This window comes from Acinetobacter sp. UBA2581, from assembly GCF_002339435.1.
Lineage (GTDB): Bacteria > Pseudomonadota > Gammaproteobacteria > Pseudomonadales > Moraxellaceae > Acinetobacter > Acinetobacter variabilis.
In genome coordinates this window covers 17,608-36,685 of record NZ_DDLD01000121.1, presented here as the reverse complement: position 1 = coordinate 36,685, position 19,078 = coordinate 17,608, and the positions used below count along the sequence as shown (strand labels likewise).

Genomic DNA, 19,078 nt, shown 5'->3' with positions numbered 1-19,078 from the left:
TGTCTGTAAAAGCAGCAAATTTTAGACGTATAAACAATAATAGCCTGTTTTTTAAACTTGACTTTACAGACTGAAAACACAAGAATGCTGCAGTAGTTTTATATGCCTTAGATCGATCACCCTTCGAACAAGTGTCATTTCATGCAGTGGGCGATTTCTCTAGCCGAGAAATTGAACAAAGCTAAGCAAAATATGTTTATCCCAACATGTTTTAGGTCTTGTATTGCTCGAACAGTAAAGAGACCAGATTTTTTTTCCTATTGCTATGAAAACTATGAAATTTATGTGCTATAACAGTGCAGACAGTTAATGAATGAACACTGCAAATGCCTCCCATTTGTGCAGTGAATAATATTAGGGTGAATCACGTTGGAACTTTTATCTGGTGGTGAAATGCTCGTTCGCGCATTAGCGGATGAAGGCGTTGAACATGTTTTTGGATATCCAGGCGGCGCAGTTCTACATATCTACGACGCGCTATTTCAACAAGACAAAATTAATCATTACCTCGTACGTCACGAACAGGCTGCCGGCCATATGGCAGATGCATACTCGCGCGTAACAGGTAAAACTGGTGTCGTGCTTGTGACATCAGGTCCGGGCGCAACCAATACCGTAACTCCAATTGCAACAGCTTATATGGATTCCATTCCAATGGTGATCCTGTCTGGTCAGGTTGCAAGCCATTTGATCGGTGAGGATGCGTTCCAAGAAACTGATATGGTCGGTATTTCTCGCCCAATCGTTAAGCACAGCTTCCAGGTTCGCCATGCCAGCGAAATTCCGGCAATTATCAAAAAAGCATTCTATATCGCGTCATCTGGCCGTCCAGGTCCGGTGGTTGTTGATATTCCTAAAGATGCAACTAACCCGGCAGAGAAATTTGCTTACGAATATCCTGAAAAAGTGAAGATGCGTTCGTATCAACCACCATATCGTGGTCACTCAGGTCAAATCCGTAAAGCGATTGATGAACTGATTCATGCGAAACGCCCAGTGATTTACTCAGGCGGCGGCGTGGTTCAGGGCAATGCTTCAGCACAATTAACTGAGCTTGCACATCTATTGGGTTACCCGGTTACCAATACCCTGATGGGCCTTGGTGCATTCCCGGGCGATGATCCACAATTCATCGGCATGTTGGGTATGCACGGAACTTACGAAGCCAACATGACCATGCACAATGCAGACGTGATTCTGTGTGTAGGCGCGCGTTTCGATGACCGTGTAACCAATAACCCGGCGAAATTCTGCCCGAATGCGAAAGTCATTCACATTGACATCGATCCGGCGACCATTTCTAAAACCATCATGGCGCACATTCCAATCGTGGGTGCAGTAGAACCTGTGCTGAACGAAATGCTGAACCAGTTGAAGCAAATGAATGTGTCCAAGCCAAATCCTGAAGCGATTGCGGCATGGTGGAAACAGATTGATGAATGGCGTCAGGTTCATGGCTTGAAGTTCGATGTACCGACTGATGGTTCGATGAAGCCTCAGCAAGTGGTTCGTGCTCTAGACAAAGTCACCAATGGCGAAGCGATCATTACCTCTGACGTTGGTCAGCATCAGATGTTCGGTGCATTGCATTATCGCTACAAGCGTCCTCGTCAATGGATCAACTCTGGTGGTCTAGGTACCATGGGTGTGGGTCTGCCATATGCAATGGCGGCTAAGCTTGCATTCCCAGATCAGCAAGTGGTTTGTATTACTGGTGAAGCGTCTATTCAGATGTGTATCCAGGAACTTTCTACCTGTAAGCAATATGGCTTGAACGTTAAAATTCTATGCCTGAACAACCGTGCCCTGGGTATGGTGAAACAGTGGCAAGACATGAACTACGAAGGCCGTCACTCTAGCTCTTATGTAGAGTCTTTACCTGACTTTGCAAAATTGATGGAAGCTTATGGTCATGTAGGTATTCAGATTGACCATGCAGACGAGCTTGAGTCTAAGCTTGAAGAAGCGATGGCGATCAATGACAAGTGCGTATTTATTAACGTAATGGTTGACCGTACAGAACACGTATATCCAATGCTGGTTGCGGGTCAATCGATGCAGGATATGTGGTTAGCAAAAGGGGAGCGCACGAAATGAGACATATTATCTCTGTACTCGTAGAAAACGAAGCAGGCGCGCTTTCTCGCTTGGTAGGTTTATTCTCACAACGCGGCTACAACATTGAAACATTGAACGTTGCGCCAACTGAAGACCCAACACTTTCACGTCTGACTTTGACGACTTATGGTGATGATCACAAGATCGAACAGATCACTAAGCAGCTGAACAAGCTGGTAGAAGTGGTTAAAGTGGTGGATCTGTCTGAAGGTGCGCATATTGAACGTGAATTGATGTTGATCAAAGTGAAAGCTTTAGGCGCAACCCGTGATGAAATCAAACGTACGACCGATATTTTCCGTGGTCAGGTGGTTGACGTAACGCCAACAACTTACACGATTCAAATCGCGGGTACGACTGAGAAAATCGACGGTTTTATTGATGCATTAGCGGAAAACACGATTCTGGAAGTGGTGCGTTCAGGCGTATCAGGTATCGCACGCGGCGAAAAAGTACTAACCATCTAAATTTTCTAAATTATTTCCTCATTCTAATAAGAAGGGGGCTTCAGGCAATGTGATCAAGGATCATTGCCTGATGAAACGGACACACAAGCATTTAAGCGGAGACAGCAATGCAAATTTTTTACGATAAAGACTGCGACTTATCTATTATCCAATCTAAGAAAGTAGCAATCATTGGTTACGGTTCACAAGGTCACGCACACGCGCTTAACCTTAAAGATTCTGGCGTTGACGTAACTGTTGGTCTACGCGCGAATTCTACTTCTTGGAAAAAAGCTGAAAACGCTGGTCTTAAAGTTGCTGAAGTTCCTGCTGCTGTAGCTCAAGCTGACGTAGTAATGATCTTGACTCCAGATGAGTTCCAAGCTCAACTTTACCGCGACGTGATCGAGCCAAACATCAAAGAAGGCGCGACTCTTGCATTTGCTCATGGTTTCTCTGTTCTTTATAACCAAGTTGTTCCACGTAAAGACCTAGATGTAATCATGGTTGCGCCTAAAGCTCCTGGTCACACTGTACGTTCTGAATACCAACGTGGTTCAGGTGTTCCTGACTTAATCGCGATCCACCAAGATGCTTCTGGTAATGCTCGTAATGTTGCGCTTTCTTACGCTTCAGGTGTAGGTGGCGGCCGTACTGGTATCATCGAAACTTCTTTCCGTGAAGAAACTGAAACTGACTTGTTCGGTGAGCAAGCAGTTCTTTGTGGTGGTGCTGTTGAACTGGTTAAAATGGGCTTCGAAACTCTGGTTGAAGCTGGTTATGCGCCTGAAATGGCTTACTTCGAATGTCTACACGAACTTAAACTGATCGTTGACTTGATGTTCGAAGGCGGTATCGCGGACATGAACTACTCAGTATCTAACAATGCTGAATACGGCGAATACGTAACTGGCGTTGAAGTAATCAACGAACAGTCTCGTGAAGCAATGCGTAATGCGCTTAAACGTATCCAATCTGGTGAATACGCGAAGATGTTCATCCAGGAAGGTGCGTTGAACTACCCATCTATGACTGCTCGTCGTCGTCAAAACGCTGCACACGGTATCGAACAAACTGGTGCTAAACTGCGTGCGATGATGCCTTGGATTCAAGCAAACAAAATCGTAGACAAAGAAAAGAACTAAGTTCTAATTTCTGAGTTACAAGGCCCTTGTTTTATAACAGGGGCTTTTTTATATCTTGTAAAAATGACTGACATCCTTAGTTAAAATTGTGTGTCTCAAAGAAAGGAAAGCAGTGGTTTTCATTCCTTGCGCTTCATTCAAAGCAATGCTTTGCTTCCTTGCACTTCGTACAAAACAGTGTTTTGTACTCGTTCATACCTTGGATTCAAGCAAACAAAATCATAGATAAAGAAAAAAACTAATTTCTTGAATCATTTGATTTGAATGCGAAAACCCACTCACTAGAGTGGGTTTTTATATAGTCAAATAATAATTTAAATAAATATAAGAAGATAAGATGAAAGATCGAACTGAATTTTTAATATGGAAAATCATATCTATGCTTGGACTGAAGTGGGAGTAGGTGATTAAGAGCTTGAGCAATGTGGAGTCGAATTTAAAAATACCGAAACTTTATAGCAACAAATCCAAACGATTATTTATCGTGATGTATTGGGGATTTAGCTGGTTTTCATTAAGTTTATTGTTAGCTGTCTTAATTCCAATTTTATGTTTATTGTTTGGAGTAGATTTGTTGCCTGACTGGGAATTTGAGGATAAAAGGTGATCTCAAAAAATAAATCATATCCCAAAATGGCAATTATTTTATAAGTTGAATCCATCGGCATGAATCAGGTATTTAATCGGTTATTAGTTGAGCAGAAGTATAGTAAAGAAATTGAAAAGGCAGATAGAACAGGCGTAAAGCATCAGCAAGTTTAATAATGTAAGAAATATTCAGCTCCCATAAATCAATTCATAAAACAGTCACACCTTAATTTCATACTTGATCAAAAGTATGGATAGTTATATCTCTTTAACTTTTAAATGCTTTGAAATAACCAAATTTTGAGTAAGAGCAAGGCAAGAAGCGGCTTCCAGATACATTTTCACCAAAGTCTTGGGCGCTATAACTGCACTATACTCGAAGCACATTCGATCCTTCTCAGGTTTTGTTAAAGGCTAGATAATTATTCTCAAAGAATGAATTGAATGTGGTAATTCAGACTTATTTCACTGAATACCAGTATAAATAAATTATCTATTAACAGTTCAGGGATAGGTCGGATTGAAAGCTTAGAAAATATAGTGCAGGAGGCGATGGCCAGCGGTGGAGCAATGATCGCTAATGATCATGGATGTACTTGTTTACAGCTGCAACATGATCGGAAAAGTTGGCTGAGTAGGTTGGGATAGTAGTAAGAATTCATCTGTTAGATGTTTGAATTAGGCGATTTATAACGATTACAGAAGGATGCAGGTATTAAGAAACTAAAAAAGGTGAATAGCGATTATCTCATGCGTCAATTTGAACAAGCTCTATTTTTCAGTCGTACAAAACCTGAAATGCAGGGCATAAAACAATAAGAGCTCTACAATGAAATTTCAGAATGCAAAATTAAAGTTTTTAGAAATTGATTTAAAAGGCTGTATTTATCTTAATCATTTTTCACATTCAGAACGCATTGCGGCTTTTTTTAAAATCATTAGCCGGTTGGGCAATGGCGTATTCTGGTATTTGATGCTCATTGCCGTCTGGCTGATTCAGGGTCTGATGTATACCTTACAGATTGTTTATCTGGTGTTTGGCAGTATGGTTGGGACCCTGATTTATAAACTCTTAAAAACCAAAACAGTACGGCCACGTCCTTACCAGGTGCATCAGGTGATTCGGCTTTGTGAGCATCCGCTGGACCATTTTAGTTTTCCTTCGGGACATACCTTGCATGCGGTGATGGTCACAATCGTACTGGGTTATATCGTACCTTTCTTGCTGTTTTTAATGTTGCCATTTGCCATTCTGGTGGCGATCTCTCGAATGGTTTTAGGCTTGCATTATCCGAGTGATGTGGCGGTAGGAGCCATATTGGGCGCACTGGTAGCCACCATGATTGTATTTACGGCACCTTTTTTTAATATCATGTTGTAAAAAATTACGAGATGATCTGGCAAAGGCTCGCAGAAATTTGCAGATTTGCTAAAGTACTACATCACAGTAAATAGGCTTAGGAATAGACATGGGTTTACGTTGGACTGATACCCTCGATATCGCGATTGAATTGTATGAAGCGCATCCAGACGTGGATCCGCAATGGGTTCGCTTTACTGACCTGCATGCCTGGGTATGTGCACTTCCTGATTTTGAAGATGATCCAACCAAATCAACCGAAGGGCTTCTGGAAGCCATTCAAATGGCATGGATTGACGAAGCACGTTAATTGCCAATTGAAAAAAGCAATTTTTTTACAGTTTAAAGGCAGAAAAAAGTCCATTATTCGGTATAATGCGGCAAATTTTCATGTCAACAATTGACTTAAGGAGCCAATCATGGCTATTGAACGTACATTATCTATCGTAAAACCAGACGCAGTTGCTAAAAACCACATCGGTGACATCTTTGCTCGTTTCGAAAAAGCAGGTCTTAAAATCGTTGCGACTAAAATGAAACACCTGACTCAAGCTGAAGCTGAAGGCTTCTACGCTGAGCACAAAGAACGTGGTTTCTTCGGTGACCTAGTTGCATTCATGACTTCTGGTCCAGTTGTTGTTTCAGTTCTTGAAGGCGAAAACGCTGTTCTTGCTCACCGTGACATCCTTGGCGCGACTAACCCTAAAGAAGCTGCTCCTGGTACAATCCGTGCAGACTTCGCTGTAAGCATCGACGAAAACGCTGCTCACGGTTCTGACTCTGTAGCATCTGCTGACCGCGAAATTAACTACTTCTTCGCGCAAACTGAGATTGCTCCACGTACTCGTTAATACGCAGTATTCAAACCAGATAAGTGTTATTATACTTATCTGGTTTTTTTATTCTCTGAATAATTCTTTGCTCAGATATTGAGCTTCTCCTTTCATCTTTAGACATGGTTTAGGTATACACATGAGTACTGAAGTGGTCGCTACATCAGCAGTTTCTGATGCACAGCAACAATCTCCGTCCACTCCTGCACAGCAAAATTCTGTGGAAAAAGTGAACTTACTAGGCATGTCACGTCCGCAAATGGAAAAATTCTTCGAAGATATGGGCGAGAAGAAGTTCCGTGCCGGTCAGGTGATGAAATGGATTCATCAGTATTTCGTGACTGATTTTGCCGAGATGACCAATATCTCAGGCAAGCTGCGTGAAAAACTGGAAAAGATTTGTGAAATTAAAGCGCCAGAAGTGGTGCATAAAAACTATTCCAAAGACGGTACCCGTAAATGGGTATTCCGTGTCGGTGATGGTGACGGCTCTCTGGTTGAAACTGTCCTGATTCCGGCAGAAGACAAGACCGGCTCACGTAAGACCCTGTGTATTTCTTCACAAGTAGGCTGTGCCCTGGACTGTTCATTCTGTTCAACCGGTAAGCAAGGTTTCCAGCGTGACCTGACTCAAGCTGAAATCATCGGTCAGTTGTGGATGGCAAACTACTCCTATATGGAAGAAGTGCCTGTGGCTGAGCGTGAGCGTTCAGTGACCAACGTGGTGATGATGGGTATGGGCGAGCCATTGCTGAACTATGACGCTGTATTAAATTCTATGCGCATTATGCTGGACGATTTTGCTTATGGCATGTCTAAACGCCGCGTGACGCTTTCAACGTCTGGTGTCGTGCCGAAAATTGACCAGTTGGCACAAGATATTGATGTGGCTTTGGCGATCTCATTACACGCAACCAATGATGAACTGCGTAATGAACTGGTGCCAATCAACAAAAAATATCCGCTAGAGCAGCTTATTGCCGCTTGTCAGCGTTATATCACTAAAGATGGTAATGAAAGTGCGCGTAAGCACGTAACCATCGAATACGTAATGCTGGATGGCGTAAATGACAAGCCTGAACATGCCCAGCAGATGATCAAGCTGCTCAAAGATCTGCCAAGCAAGATTAACCTGATTCCATTTAACCCGTTCCCGCATGCGCCATATGGCCGTTCAAGCCGTAACCGGATTATTTCTTTCCAAAAAACTTTGTCTGATGCCGGTTTTGTGTGTACGATTCGTCAGACACGTGGTGATGATATCGACGCTGCGTGTGGACAACTGGTAGGACAAGTCGCTGACCGTACCCGTCGTGCGGAACAGTGGAAAAAGAAAATTGCGCAGTCCAACGAGATTATGCGCTCACAAGGATAACAAGAGGTCGCCAATTGAGTAATCTGACATCTAAACTTGCTTTGGTTTCAGTAGTATGTGGGTCTTTGGTTTTAACTGCGTGTCAAACGCCAGATCTGGGTCAGAAGGACCCGGAAAAAGCCACCAAGGTTCGTACTCAGTTGGCGGTTGAATATCTTAAAAACGGTGATCTGGATTCAGCTAAACGTGCGCTGGATCAGGCACTGGAAACTAATCCGCGTGATTCGCAAGCCAATATGATGATGGGCGTGCTGCTTCAGCAGGAAGGCAGCAAACCTAATCTTGAAAAGGCCGAAGGTTATTTCAAGCGTGCAATTTCGGCAGATCCCAAAAATGCCCAGGCACGAAATAACTACGGCACCTATTTATATCAGCTTGAGCGCTATAAAGATGCGATCGAGCAGTTCGAAATTGCCGGCGCAACTTTAGGTTATGACCAGCGATTTCGTGCCCTTGAAAATATGGGACGGATTTACCTGAAACAGGGTGATTTGGTGAATGCTGAAAAATCATTCAAACAGGCACTACAGGCTAATCGCGCTTCGTATATATCAATGTTAGAGTTGGCAGAAATTTTTTATCTGAACCAGCAGTTCCCGGCCGCGACTCAAATGTATGAACAGTTTGTACGTGGCGCGGGGCAGAAAAACCAGAGTGCCCGTGCGCTCTGGATTGGCATTCGCACTGCGCGTGCCAGTGGCGATCAGTTAGGCATGCAGGTATTGGTCAATCAATTACGTGCATTGTTCCCTGAAAGCCCGGAATACCAACGTTATTTGCAATTACAGTACAGTACTGAGGCCGTATGGAAGTAAATCCTAATTCAGATTCGAATAATTCGAGCGTAGCTCCAAACGCGTTAGGAAATGTTCAGCGTCCAGGTGAGTACTTACGCAAGATTCGTATTAATCAGCAACGTGAGCTTGAAGACATTGCCAAAGAACTCAATATTCCGGTAAAGACCCTGAATGCCTTGGAAAAGGATGATTATAAATCTTTGCCTGAAGCGACCTTTATCAAGGGCTATTACCGCACCTATGCCAAATATCTCGGTGTCGATGCTTCTAGCCTGATTCAGCGTTTTGATGAAATTTATGCCAATGATACCGGTATGGTTGCAACGCACGCCCTGAAAGATTCTCCAATCAAGATCATGGGTAAATTGCCAGGTTCAAAACGTGATCGTAACCGCAAATGGTTAAAGCGTGGCCTGATTGCACTGGTTATAGTACTGATCTTGGGTGCACTGGTCGCCATGATCCAGAACTGGTCAGAGAGCAGCGAGAATAGTGCCGAAGTTGCGGACACCTCTTCTGATGTCGAAATTTTAAATCTGGATGCCGGTGCTGCCATGTCCGGTGATCAGCTCAAGCTTGATTTTAGCCGTCCGACCTCTGTGCATATTGTAGATGCAGGTGGTAACGTGCTGGCCACTGGTCGTCAGGCGTCTACTATAGAGCTGAACGGTGAAGCGCCATTCCAGATCCGACTGGATGATGCGACAGCAGTATCACTCAGTTTAAATAATGAAAGTATTGCATTGTCACCTTATACGGTTAACGGAAAAGCAGATTTCCGTTTATCACGTTAATGGTGAGCAGATAGGGCGAAATCATGATCGTAAATCCAATTCAGCGCCGTCCAACACGTAAAATCCGTGTCGGTTCTGTCTATGTCGGTGGTGATGCACCGATCACTGTTCAGTCAATGACCAATACTGAAACCTGCAATGTCGCAGCAACTGTTGCTCAAATTCAGCGTTGTGTGGATGCAGGCGCAGACATCATGCGTGTCTCTGTTCCAAGTATGGAAGCAGCGGCCGCATTTGGTGAAATTCGTAAGCAAGTTGACGTACCACTGGTCGCAGATATTCACTTCGACTATAAAATTGCGCTGGCTGTTGCTGATCTGGGTGCAGACTGTCTGCGTATTAACCCGGGGAATATCGGTTCGGAAGCCAAGATTCGTGAAGTCGTGGCAGCAGCACGTCATAATGACATTTCTATGCGGATTGGCGTGAATGCCGGTTCACTGGAAAAAGATATCCAGAAAAAATATGGCGAGCCAACAGGTGAAGCATTGCTGGAATCTGCGATGCGTCATATCGACATTCTGGATCGTCTGAATTTCCATGAATTTAAAGTATCGGTTAAAGCTTCAAATGTGTTTTTGACTATGGATGCTTATCGTCTGCTGTCTAAACAGATTGATAATCCACTGCACTTGGGTGTGACTGAAGCGGGTGTGTATCGTACCGGTTCAGTAAAATCAGCGATTGCTCTTGGCGGTCTACTGATGGAAGGCATTGGCGATACCATGCGTATTTCTCTGGCAGCCGAGCCTGAAGAAGAAATCAAGATTGGTTTTGATATCCTGAAATCGCTGGGTCTTCGTTCTAATGGAATTAACTTCATTGCCTGCCCAAGCTGTTCACGTCAGGAATTTAACGTGATTAAAGTAATGCAGACCCTTGAAGAACGTCTGGAAGATGTCCGTGTTCCGATGGATGTGTCTGTGATTGGCTGTAAAGTGAATGGTCCGGGTGAAGCCAAAGAAGCCGATATTGGTGTAGTAGGTGCAAGTCCGCGCTCACTGGTGTATCGTAATGGTGAAAAGAGTCATTTAATCGATACCAATCAACTGGTTGATGAAATCGAATCAATGGTTCGTCAACGTGTTTCCGAGCTTGAAGAAGCCAAATCAAAAGAAATTATTCGCACAAGTTTTTCTGAGTAGATCATGAGTTCAATCGTCGCAATCAAAGGTTTTAATGACATTCTCCCAACGCAAACCCCAGCTTGGAGACGTCTTGAACAGCATCTGTCAGGTCTGATGGATGCCTATGGCTATCAACAGATCCGTTTGCCGATGGTTGAACAGACCAATCTGTTTAAACGTTCGATCGGTGATGCCACAGATATCGTTGAAAAAGAAATGTACACCTTCCTGGACAAAGGTAATCCGCCTGAGTCTCTGACTTTACGTCCTGAAGGAACAGCGGGCTGTGTACGTGCGATGCTGGAACATAACCTGCTTCGTGGTGCAACACCGAAAGTGTGGTATATCGGACCGATGTTCCGTTATGAAAAACCGCAAAAAGGCCGTTATCGTCAGTTCCACCAGTTTGGTGTGGAAACCTTTGGTGTGGCAACACCTGATCAAGATGCAGAGCTGATTCTGATGACTGCGCGCCTTTGGAAACGTATGAGCGTTGCTGACAAAGTTCAACTTGAACTGAATACACTGGGCGAGTCTGATGAACGTGCAGCGTATCGTGCGGCACTGGTAGAGTTCCTGCAAGCGCATAAAGCGGATCTGGATGAAGATTCTCAACGTCGTCTGACGACTAATCCGCTGCGTATTCTGGATTCCAAAGATGCCAAAACTCAAAGCATTCTAGAAAATGCGCCAAAACTTCACGACTTTATGGGTGAAGAAACACTGGCACACTTTAACCAGTTACAACAGTATTTGTCAGATGCCGGTATTAGCTTCGTCATCAATCAGAAACTGGTACGTGGTCTGGACTACTATAACAAAACCGTATTTGAATGGACCACTACTCACTTAGGTTCGCAAGGTACTGTGTGTGCTGGTGGTCGTTATGATGGCTTGGTCGGTCAATTGAAAGGCAAAGCGGATCAATCTGTGCCTGCAGTTGGTTTCGCGATGGGGATGGAGCGATTATTGCTTCTCCTGGAACAGGTGGAAGACAATACGCCAGTACGTGATTGCGAAGTATTCCTGGTTGCCGATCCTGCTTCTCAAGGTAAAGCACTGGTATTGGCTGAACAGATTCGTGATCAATTGGAAGCTGCAGGCAGTAATATTCGTCTGAAAGTCGGCTCTCAGGGTTCAATGAAATCGCAAATGAAAAAAGCCGATCAGGCCGGTGCTTTATATGCAGCCATTATCGGTGAGCGTGAACTTGAAACACAAAGCTTTACGGTGAAAGAGCTGGCGACTGCAGAGCAATCTACTGTGCCATTTGCTGACTTTGTCGCATTTTTCAGTACTAAAATTTCTTCAAAATAATCGATAAAACATTAGGAAAAAGGTAATCGCATGAGCGCAATGACTGATGATGAACAACTTGAAAGTTTGAAATCCTTCACGAAGAAGTATGGTTCTTCGATCATTATCGGGATTCTGGTTGCGCTGATTGCCTTTTTCGGATGGGAATATTGGCAGAAGAAAAACTTGGCAGAATCGCAAATGCAGACTGCCAAGGTTCAGCAATTGATGGATGAAGCACAGGCTGCAGATGGTGATGCTTTTGCCAAGCTGTCTGAAACTGCAGACAAGATTGTTAAAGAAGCACCGGATTCGGCCCAAGCGATTCAAACCCAGCTGGTCATGGCGAAACTGGCTTATGACAAGCAAGATTATGCTGCCGCTGAGAAAGCATTGCAAAAAGTTGAAAACTCTAAAGTTGACGATAAAGGCCTAGTTCAGGTTGTTAAATTGCGTCTGGCTTATGCACAATTAGCACAGAAAAAATATGATGCAGCCCTGAAAACTTTAGATGCAGTCACTGAACCTGCATTTAAAGCAACCGCTGATGAAGCTCGTGGCGATATCTATGTTGCCAAAAATGATATTGAAAATGCCAAAAAAGTATATCAAAGTGCATGGGATGCTTTGATTGAACGTAAAGAAGAACGTCAAATTTTACAAATTAAGCTCGAAAGCGTAGGCGTGTTGGTCGATGACCCGGAAATCGAACGCCCAATTATAGAAACACAAGTGGAAGAAGCTGAATGAACAGAACATATAAAATCACCTGTGCTTTAACTGTTTTAACTCTTGCACTCGCTGGCTGTGCGGGTAAGACCAATAAAGTACCAGAAGTAAAACCGAATCCACTTCCAAAAATCAGTCAGACTAAAACACTTGTTCCTGTATTTTCGACCAGTGTTTCTTCAACAGAGAAGGCTGATCCGCTACGTTTACGTCTGGATGCGGATAACGGAGTCGTATTTGCGATCGACCCTAAGGGTGAAGTCACTGCTTTTAATGGCAAGCAGCGCCTGTGGCAGAAAAAAGTCAGCAAAGATACTTTAAGCTCTGGCGTTGAAGCCGCTGATGGGATCGTGGTGGTTGGCAGTAATAAAGGCCAACTGATCGCACTAGATCAGCAGACTGGTGAACAACGCTGGACTGCACAATTGACTGGTGCCATTTTGGCGCCTTCACTGGTTCATGCAGGTCGCGTAATTACTGTTACTAATGATGGTACTGTATATGCCCACGAAGTGGCTTCAGGCGCTCAGGTATGGACCTACGATTTACCGAATGTCCAGTTTAGCCTGCGTGGCATGGCGGCTCCAGTGCCTTTAGATGCACGTAATGTATTGATTGCGACTTCAAATGCTTATATTTATGCAATCGATGCCCTAAGTGGTGTGCCTAAATTGCAGCGCCGTGTTGCGATTTCTGATGGTCGTTCGGACATTCAGCGTTTGATCGATATTGACGGTGATCCTGTCGTAGCAGGTCAGTTTATTGTGACCACTAGCTATCAAGGTCAGGTGACTGTATTTGATCTGGCTTCACAACAGGTAATCTGGAGTGAAGATGCTAGCAGTATCCAGCGACCGGAAGTGGTTGGTAATGGCGTGTTTGTTGCCCAAACCGATGGTAAAATCAGCGCTTATGAAATTACCACTGGCCAGCCTTTATGGGAAAATGACCAGTTGTTGAATCGTCAGCTGAGCAATCCGGTAATGCTTGGAACTGAACTTGTCGTAGGTGATCTGGACGGAGTACTGCACCTGTTAGATCCATCAACAGGACAGATTATTGGCCGTGCTAAAACTTCTGGTGAAGTGCGTCATTTACGCGTAATTGACAACCAGCTCTATGTTTCGACTCGCAAGGGTGCATTAAGCATCTGGCAGAATCGTTAATTTTTGTTTGGCTTATGCTAAAATAAGCCAACCGTATTTTTTACGCGGGGTGATTGAATATTCAATGCCCCGTGTTTTTATTTATTTTAGGCTTTAATCCTATTCCCTTTTTCTTCCAAAACTTTCTGATGTTCAGGCCATTTTTAGACAGCCTGATATTGAATAAAGGTTAATCTATGAAACCCGTAATTGCGCTCATTGGTCGTCCGAACGTCGGAAAATCAACTCTGTTTAACCAGATAACCAAGAGCCGTGACGCATTGGTGGCAGACTTTGCAGGTCTGACACGCGACCGTAAATATGGTGATGCGATCTATCAAAACAAATCTTTCATTGTCGTAGATACCGGTGGTATCGGTGAAAATGAAGGTGGTATTGACTCCTACATGGCTGAGCAGTCTAAAACCGCGATCCATGAAGCTGACATGATCATTTTTGTGGTCGATGCACGTGCCGGATTACTGGCATCTGATGAACAGATCGCTCGTGAACTGCGTACTTTGGGCAAGAAAGTTTTCCTTGTAGCTAACAAAGTTGATGGTGTACATGCTGAAGCTGCTCTGGTTGAGTTTTATAAACTCGGTATGGGTGAGCCTATGCAGGTTGCTGCCAGCCACGGCCGTGGCGTACAGCAAATGCTGGAAGAAGTACTTGAAGGTGTGCCTGAAGATGAAAGTCCGGAAGAACATGACAAGAATACTGGTCTACGTCTTGCAATTATTGGTCGTCCAAACGTAGGTAAATCGACACTGGTAAACCGTCTATTGGGTGAAGAGCGTGTTGTAGCGTTTGACCAGCCAGGAACGACGCGTGACTCGATCTATATTCCTTTTGAGCGTGATGGTCGTCAATACACCCTGATTGATACCGCTGGGGTACGCCGTAAAGGTAAGGTTGATGAAATGATTGAGAAATTCTCAATTGTGAAAACCTTACAGGCGATGAAAGACGCGCACGTAGTGGTGATCGTGGTGGATGCTCGTGAAGGCATTGTAGAGCAGGACTTGCACCTGATCGGTTATGCGCTGGAAGCTGGCCGTGCCATGGTGATTGCGATCAATAAATGGGACAACATGTCTGAATATGATCGTAAACAATGTAAGCTCGATGTAGAGCGTCGTTTTGACTTTATTCCTTGGGCTAAAATCCACCTGATTTCTGCGTTACATGGTACAGGGGTCGGGGAGATGTATCCATCGATTCACCGTGCTTATGATTCTTCACATCTGAAAGTATCACCAGCGAAGTTGACCCAGATCCTGAATGATGCCACTGAAGCGCACCAACCACCTACTGTACAAGGTCGTCGTATCAAGATGCGTTATGCGCATATGGGCGGACAGAATCCACCGACCATCGTGGTTCACGGTAATAAGGTAGATAAGACACCTGCGGACTATCGCCGCTACCTAGAAAACGTATTCCGTAAAGTGTACAAACTTGAAGGTACACCGGTAAAAATTGAATTTAAAACCTCAGAGAACCCGTTTGAAGGCCGTAAGTCACAATTGGATGAACGTACTGCTGCGCGTCGCCGTCGTTATGTACAAAAATTCAAGAAAGCCGAGAAAAAATTTAAACGTGGTTAATTGCCATATTTAAATAAAAAAGCCTGCAAAAGCAGGCTTTTTTATTTATTCATATTTTAGATTGAGCATTTTTTTGCTTTTTGATAAATACGGATATTTTCAAGATTAGCTAAAGCTACGTCAGCATCGGCTTGAGAAGCAGCAATATTATTTTGATTGTTATTGCCAGTAAAAGCATTGGTAATTTCAGTTGCGTGCGCAACTGTTTGTGATTGACCTGCAAAAGCAGATAATGCACCACTTGCAATACCTGCCAATTTAGAAACAGGATTATTGGCTTGAGCATTCGCCTGGTTGAGTGCATTTTGACTTGCTTCTAAGGTGCGTTCAAAGCTGCGCGCTTCTACTGCCAAATCTGTACAATCTAATCCTTTTAAGTATGTTGTTGAGTAGACACCGTTATTTTGATTTGAAGCATTATTATAATTGGAAGCATAAGCACGGTCTGCACGTGCAACAGCAGCATTCGCCTGTGCGCGGCTACGCTCCATATTTGCTTCAGCCTGATCCATGATTGCGCCGTTTCTAGCTCCCATAACTGCAGTAGCAGCTTCTAGCCAAGAGCCAGCTTGTGTTGAAAATGATAGTGCAGCAATTGCAGTACTGAGTATGATTTGCTTAAAGATATGACCCTCTGTTTTTTCTATGTATAAAATTGTAGTTGGATTGTAACTATTTTTTATTCAATTAAAAATAGCTTGAAAGCTCAATTATTTATTTTGATTTACAGTATATTTTATTGTTTTATTTAAGTTTTATTAAAATATATTTTAAGATATTAGCTATAGTTTGTCAGAGAGGCAATCAGGTTGATTTATACTGAAAGCCCTAAAAGTAACATTTTTTATAAGGGCGACTATTTTTGAAGTTTATTATTCATATTGATTGGATTGCGCTGGCACCACGATTTAGACATTTACAAGACTTAGATCGGAAAACCTATATTCAGCAGCGTAAACAATTAATTTATAACTATCGTAATCAGTTACTTTCAAAACAACTCAATCGACCGGTCCAGTCTTCAGATTTTGCTGCCACCGAATACGGCAAACCCTATCTTCCGGCCTATCCAGACTTTGGCTTTAATCATACTCATAGCCAAAACTTCTATGCATTAGCAACAAGCAAAAGTATTCAGAATTTGGGGATCGATATCGAAGAACTTAATCGAAATGTACGTTTTGAAGCCTTAGCCCAACATGCTTTTCATCCTGAAGAGCTGAAACAGTGGCAAGCATTACATTATGATCCTGAATACTGGTTTAAAGTCTGGACCACCAAGGAGGCAGTCCTAAAAGCGTCAGGACTTGGAATCCGGATAAACCTGAATGAGCTGAATACCCAGATTCATCCACATCAGGATGGAGGACGTTGTGAACATCCAGAAATTGGAATTTATGCCTATCAAAACTATATCTTAGCGGGTTGCATGCTCACTGTGGCCTGGCAAAGCGAGCATTCCTGTAAAGGCCTAAGATTTCCAGCGATTCAGATTCATCAAGCTGTTTAAAAGTAGAGTAAGCCCAAAATATTTCTTATTGTTTGGCAATCATTAAATTACTCAGCCGGTTAACGAACTGTGGACTTATTCGAGATAAGTGAAATAAAAACTTACTCTTGAATCCGACCGGATGATGCGTCACTTGCCAAATTGAATCTTTTAGCTGTGCCAGTTTGAAAATATCCTGCACTACATCCTCAGCTTTTAGATGCACGCCCATTTTTTTGATACTTTCAGCCTGCATATCTTTCACCATTGCAGTGCTAACAAAAAGCGGCATCACATCGAATACCCGAATGCTATATTTTTGCCATTCAATATCCAAGCCTTCAGTCAAACCACGAACCGCAAATTTGCTGGTTGCATAGGAAGCCAGATCCGCTTGGCCATAAATCGCTGATGCTGAAGATAGGTTAATGACCCGAGCAAAGGAAGCCTGCTTTAAATAGGGCAAAGCAGCATAGCATGACAGCTATTCAGGACGCCTTTGATATTCACGTCAAGGGTACGATGGTGATCTGTAATATTGGTTTCTTCAAAAGGACCGGAATATAAAATTCCGGCGTTATTTACCAGAATATTGATTTCACCGGCCCAGGATGCGAATTCAGATAAGGCTCTTTCCCATGAAGTATAATCGGTTACATCCAGAAAGCCGGCTTTGGCATGTTCACCGAGTTGCTGGGCCAATTGTTCTGCCTGTTCATGATTAATATCATAAATTCCGACTTTATAACCTTGCTGGTAAAATAGCTTAGCTGTCGCGGCACCAATTCCTTGTGCTGCACCACTAATCAATATACTGTGCATGTGCTTGATCTCCTTATTGTCTTTTTTTCTTGAGCATAGCAAGAAACAGGCAAAATAATGCGGCTATTTGGTAAAGAAGAGGTTTTACAGTGGAACAATTACTCCAAGTCATGCGTGAGTTACGTGAAAAATGTCCATGGGATCGGCAGCAAACTCCCGAATCTCTGACCAAATATGCGATTGAGGAGGCCTATGAAGTTGAAGCAGCGGTGCGTTCTGGCCAAGCTGATGAGGTGCGGGATGAACTGGGTGATTTGCTCTTACAGGTCGTATTTCAGTCACAAATGTATAGCGAGCAGGGCGCTTTTGATTTTCAGGATGTGGTGCAGGCGATTACCGATAAACTGATCCGTCGTCATCCGCATGTGTTTCAGGCGGAACAGTTTGCACAGCTGAGCCCTGAAGATGTCTCGGTGCTCTGGAAAGAAATCAAGCAGAAAGAAAAACAGGGTAAGCCACGTTCACGTTTGGATGAGGTTAAGCATGCACCCGCACTGCAACAGGCGGATGAGATCCAGAAAAATGTCGCCAAAATCGGCTTTGATTTTCCAGATGTCGCGGGTGCCTATGGCAAGCTGGAAGAAGAACTGGATGAGCTAAAAGAAGCCGTTGCTGGACAAAATTCCGATGAAATACTCGAAGAATTTGGCGACTGCTTATTTTCACTGGTGAATGTTGGTCGTAAACTTGGTGTCTCAAGCGAGATGGCATTATTGGGCACAATCCATAAATTCCGGACCCGCTTTGCCCTGATGGAAGATCAGGCAGAACAACAGCAACTCAACCTGGAAAGCCTGTCATTGGCTGAATTGGATCAGCTCTGGGAACAGGCCAAATTAGAATTAAAACAAAGAGCCGCTCATGAACAAAGTACAACATCGCATAGGTCCGGCATGGATTAATACTGTCCTGCTAGGCATTTGGCTGGCCTATACTTCAATTGAAACAGTACATGCAACTGCAACCGATTATGCAGAATGGAAAGTACGTCAGCAGCAGCATGATGCACGCCTGAAGAAGAAAATTGCTGCTGCTACCCCCGTTTCTGAAAACAATCATTATCTGGCTAAACCTGCATTATCCGCCTCTTCAGCTACTGATAAAATTAGCTTGAATCAGGCCAGTATCGAGCAGTTACAGCAGTTAAATGGCATCGGGCAGAAGAAAGCGGAAGCGATCATTGAATACCGGCAGAAAAACGGTAAATTTAAAACAATTGAAGATATTCAACAGGTCAAAGGAATCGGGCCGGCCTTATTTGCCAAAAACAAGGATAGACTGGCTTTGTAACCCTGCTGAATTTAGCGTAAATAAGCCATCCATCTGAACCATGAGAATGACATAATCAAATTGCCCTTTAGCGGTGTAAGCGATATGATTAGCGTCATCTTAGAATTTTACGTT

At 43.5% G+C, this 19,078-nt stretch carries 18 protein-coding genes and 1 pseudogene; 17 read left to right on the top strand and 2 right to left on the bottom strand.

Annotation, left to right across the window (positions count from 1 at the left end):
* Positions 1-369 precede the first annotated feature (369 nt).
* The 14 genes from B3Q46_RS15810 to der all read left to right on the top strand — a co-directional run bounded on the left by B3Q46_RS15810 (position 370) and on the right by der (position 15,363).
* On the top strand, positions 370-2,097 hold the full coding sequence (locus B3Q46_RS15810; RefSeq protein WP_034580267.1) for an acetolactate synthase 3 large subunit: 1,728 nt from the start codon (positions 370-372) through the stop codon (positions 2,095-2,097).
* Complete coding sequence (gene ilvN / locus B3Q46_RS15805; protein WP_004782091.1) at positions 2,094-2,585, top strand: acetolactate synthase small subunit; 492 nt, start codon at positions 2,094-2,096, stop codon at positions 2,583-2,585. The genes B3Q46_RS15810 and ilvN overlap by 4 nt, the downstream gene beginning before the upstream one ends.
* 107 nt (positions 2,586-2,692) lie before the next feature.
* A complete protein-coding gene (ilvC, locus tag B3Q46_RS15800) occupies positions 2,693-3,709 on the top strand; it encodes a ketol-acid reductoisomerase (protein WP_005232140.1) in 1,017 nt (338 codons plus the stop codon).
* 1,417 nt (positions 3,710-5,126) lie between these two features.
* Positions 5,127-5,678 carry a phosphatase PAP2 family protein gene (locus B3Q46_RS15795; protein WP_004782094.1) on the top strand — a complete coding sequence of 184 codons (552 nt, stop codon included), beginning with the start codon at positions 5,127-5,129 and terminating at the stop codon, positions 5,676-5,678.
* 88 nt (positions 5,679-5,766) lie between these two features.
* Positions 5,767-5,967: a Fe-S cluster assembly protein IscX gene (gene iscX / locus B3Q46_RS15790; protein WP_005232138.1), complete on the top strand. Its 201-nt coding sequence runs from the start codon at positions 5,767-5,769 to the stop codon at positions 5,965-5,967.
* 109 nt (positions 5,968-6,076) lie between these two features.
* Complete coding sequence (gene ndk / locus B3Q46_RS15785) at positions 6,077-6,508, top strand: nucleoside-diphosphate kinase (RefSeq protein WP_004782097.1); 432 nt, start codon at positions 6,077-6,079, stop codon at positions 6,506-6,508.
* A 121-nt stretch (positions 6,509-6,629) separates the two neighbouring features.
* Complete coding sequence (rlmN, locus tag B3Q46_RS15780; protein ID WP_005232136.1) at positions 6,630-7,865, top strand: 23S rRNA (adenine(2503)-C(2))-methyltransferase RlmN; 1,236 nt, start codon at positions 6,630-6,632, stop codon at positions 7,863-7,865.
* A gap of 14 nt (positions 7,866-7,879) precedes the next feature.
* Positions 7,880-8,680, top strand: a complete 801-nt coding sequence (gene pilW / locus B3Q46_RS15775; protein WP_175966667.1) for a type IV pilus biogenesis/stability protein PilW — start codon at positions 7,880-7,882, stop codon at positions 8,678-8,680.
* A complete protein-coding gene (locus tag B3Q46_RS15770; RefSeq protein ID WP_005232131.1) occupies positions 8,671-9,456 on the top strand; it encodes a helix-turn-helix domain-containing protein in 786 nt (261 codons plus the stop codon). The genes pilW and B3Q46_RS15770 overlap by 10 nt, the downstream gene beginning before the upstream one ends.
* A gap of 23 nt (positions 9,457-9,479) precedes the next feature.
* A complete protein-coding gene (ispG, locus tag B3Q46_RS15765) occupies positions 9,480-10,601 on the top strand; it encodes a flavodoxin-dependent (E)-4-hydroxy-3-methylbut-2-enyl-diphosphate synthase (protein ID WP_005232130.1) in 1,122 nt (373 codons plus the stop codon).
* A gap of 3 nt (positions 10,602-10,604) precedes the next feature.
* Positions 10,605-11,900, top strand: coding sequence for a histidine--tRNA ligase (hisS, locus tag B3Q46_RS15760; protein WP_005232127.1), 1,296 nt, complete (start codon positions 10,605-10,607; stop codon positions 11,898-11,900).
* 30 nt (positions 11,901-11,930) lie between these two features.
* Positions 11,931-12,629 (top strand): YfgM family protein, encoded by a 699-nt coding sequence (locus B3Q46_RS15755; RefSeq protein WP_005232125.1) that lies wholly within the window; start codon positions 11,931-11,933, stop codon positions 12,627-12,629.
* A complete protein-coding gene (gene bamB, locus B3Q46_RS15750; RefSeq protein ID WP_005232124.1) occupies positions 12,626-13,774 on the top strand; it encodes an outer membrane protein assembly factor BamB in 1,149 nt (382 codons plus the stop codon). The genes B3Q46_RS15755 and bamB overlap by 4 nt, the downstream gene beginning before the upstream one ends.
* A gap of 176 nt (positions 13,775-13,950) precedes the next feature.
* Positions 13,951-15,363, top strand: coding sequence for a ribosome biogenesis GTPase Der (gene der / locus B3Q46_RS15745; RefSeq protein WP_005232122.1), 1,413 nt, complete (start codon positions 13,951-13,953; stop codon positions 15,361-15,363).
* Between the two features lie 56 nt (positions 15,364-15,419).
* On the opposite strand, the gene B3Q46_RS15740 is transcribed toward der, so the two are convergent.
* Entirely contained in the window at positions 15,420-15,899 is a 480-nt protein-coding gene (locus B3Q46_RS15740) for a hypothetical protein (protein ID WP_228761287.1), read from the bottom strand.
* 353 nt (positions 15,900-16,252) lie between these two features.
* Between B3Q46_RS15740 and B3Q46_RS15735 the strand changes: the two genes are divergently transcribed.
* Positions 16,253-16,873, top strand: a complete 621-nt coding sequence (locus B3Q46_RS15735) for a 4'-phosphopantetheinyl transferase family protein (RefSeq protein WP_051069686.1) — start codon at positions 16,253-16,255, stop codon at positions 16,871-16,873.
* Positions 16,874-16,898: 25 nt separating this feature from the next.
* Here the strand turns inward: B3Q46_RS15735 and B3Q46_RS15730 are convergent.
* Positions 16,899-17,674 (bottom strand): annotated as a pseudogene (locus tag B3Q46_RS15730) (SDR family oxidoreductase).
* A gap of 89 nt (positions 17,675-17,763) precedes the next feature.
* Here B3Q46_RS15730 and mazG point away from each other — a divergent pair.
* Both mazG and B3Q46_RS15720 read left to right on the top strand, forming a co-directional pair.
* Positions 17,764-18,576: a nucleoside triphosphate pyrophosphohydrolase gene (gene mazG, locus B3Q46_RS15725; RefSeq protein WP_005232113.1), complete on the top strand. Its 813-nt coding sequence runs from the start codon at positions 17,764-17,766 to the stop codon at positions 18,574-18,576.
* Positions 18,536-18,964, top strand: coding sequence for a ComEA family DNA-binding protein (locus tag B3Q46_RS15720; protein ID WP_005232111.1), 429 nt, complete (start codon positions 18,536-18,538; stop codon positions 18,962-18,964). Before mazG ends, B3Q46_RS15720 begins: the two co-directional genes overlap by 41 nt.
* Positions 18,965-19,078: the final 114 nt, after the last annotated feature.

What these genes read in the sequence shown, in the direction of transcription:
- iscX (WP_005232138.1), top strand. Translation starts at nt 5,767, where the DNA reads ATGGGTTTACGTTGGACTGATACCCTCGATATCGCGATTGAATTGTAT.
- B3Q46_RS15770 (WP_005232131.1), top strand. Translation starts at nt 8,671, where the DNA reads ATGGAAGTAAATCCTAATTCAGATTCGAATAATTCGAGCGTAGCTCCA.
- bamB (WP_005232124.1), top strand. Translation starts at nt 12,626, where the DNA reads ATGAACAGAACATATAAAATCACCTGTGCTTTAACTGTTTTAACTCTT.
- ispG (WP_005232130.1), top strand. Translation starts at nt 9,480, where the DNA reads ATGATCGTAAATCCAATTCAGCGCCGTCCAACACGTAAAATCCGTGTC.
- ilvC (WP_005232140.1), top strand. Translation starts at nt 2,693, where the DNA reads ATGCAAATTTTTTACGATAAAGACTGCGACTTATCTATTATCCAATCT.
- der (WP_005232122.1), top strand. Translation starts at nt 13,951, where the DNA reads ATGAAACCCGTAATTGCGCTCATTGGTCGTCCGAACGTCGGAAAATCA.
- rlmN (WP_005232136.1), top strand. Translation starts at nt 6,630, where the DNA reads ATGAGTACTGAAGTGGTCGCTACATCAGCAGTTTCTGATGCACAGCAA.
- B3Q46_RS15795 (WP_004782094.1), top strand. Translation starts at nt 5,127, where the DNA reads ATGAAATTTCAGAATGCAAAATTAAAGTTTTTAGAAATTGATTTAAAA.
- B3Q46_RS15740 (WP_228761287.1), bottom strand. Translation starts at nt 15,899, where the DNA reads ATGGGAGCTAGAAACGGCGCAATCATGGATCAGGCTGAAGCAAATATG.
- hisS (WP_005232127.1), top strand. Translation starts at nt 10,605, where the DNA reads ATGAGTTCAATCGTCGCAATCAAAGGTTTTAATGACATTCTCCCAACG.
- B3Q46_RS15720 (WP_005232111.1), top strand. Translation starts at nt 18,536, where the DNA reads ATGAACAAAGTACAACATCGCATAGGTCCGGCATGGATTAATACTGTC.
- ndk (WP_004782097.1), top strand. Translation starts at nt 6,077, where the DNA reads ATGGCTATTGAACGTACATTATCTATCGTAAAACCAGACGCAGTTGCT.
- ilvN (WP_004782091.1), top strand. Translation starts at nt 2,094, where the DNA reads ATGAGACATATTATCTCTGTACTCGTAGAAAACGAAGCAGGCGCGCTT.
- B3Q46_RS15755 (WP_005232125.1), top strand. Translation starts at nt 11,931, where the DNA reads ATGAGCGCAATGACTGATGATGAACAACTTGAAAGTTTGAAATCCTTC.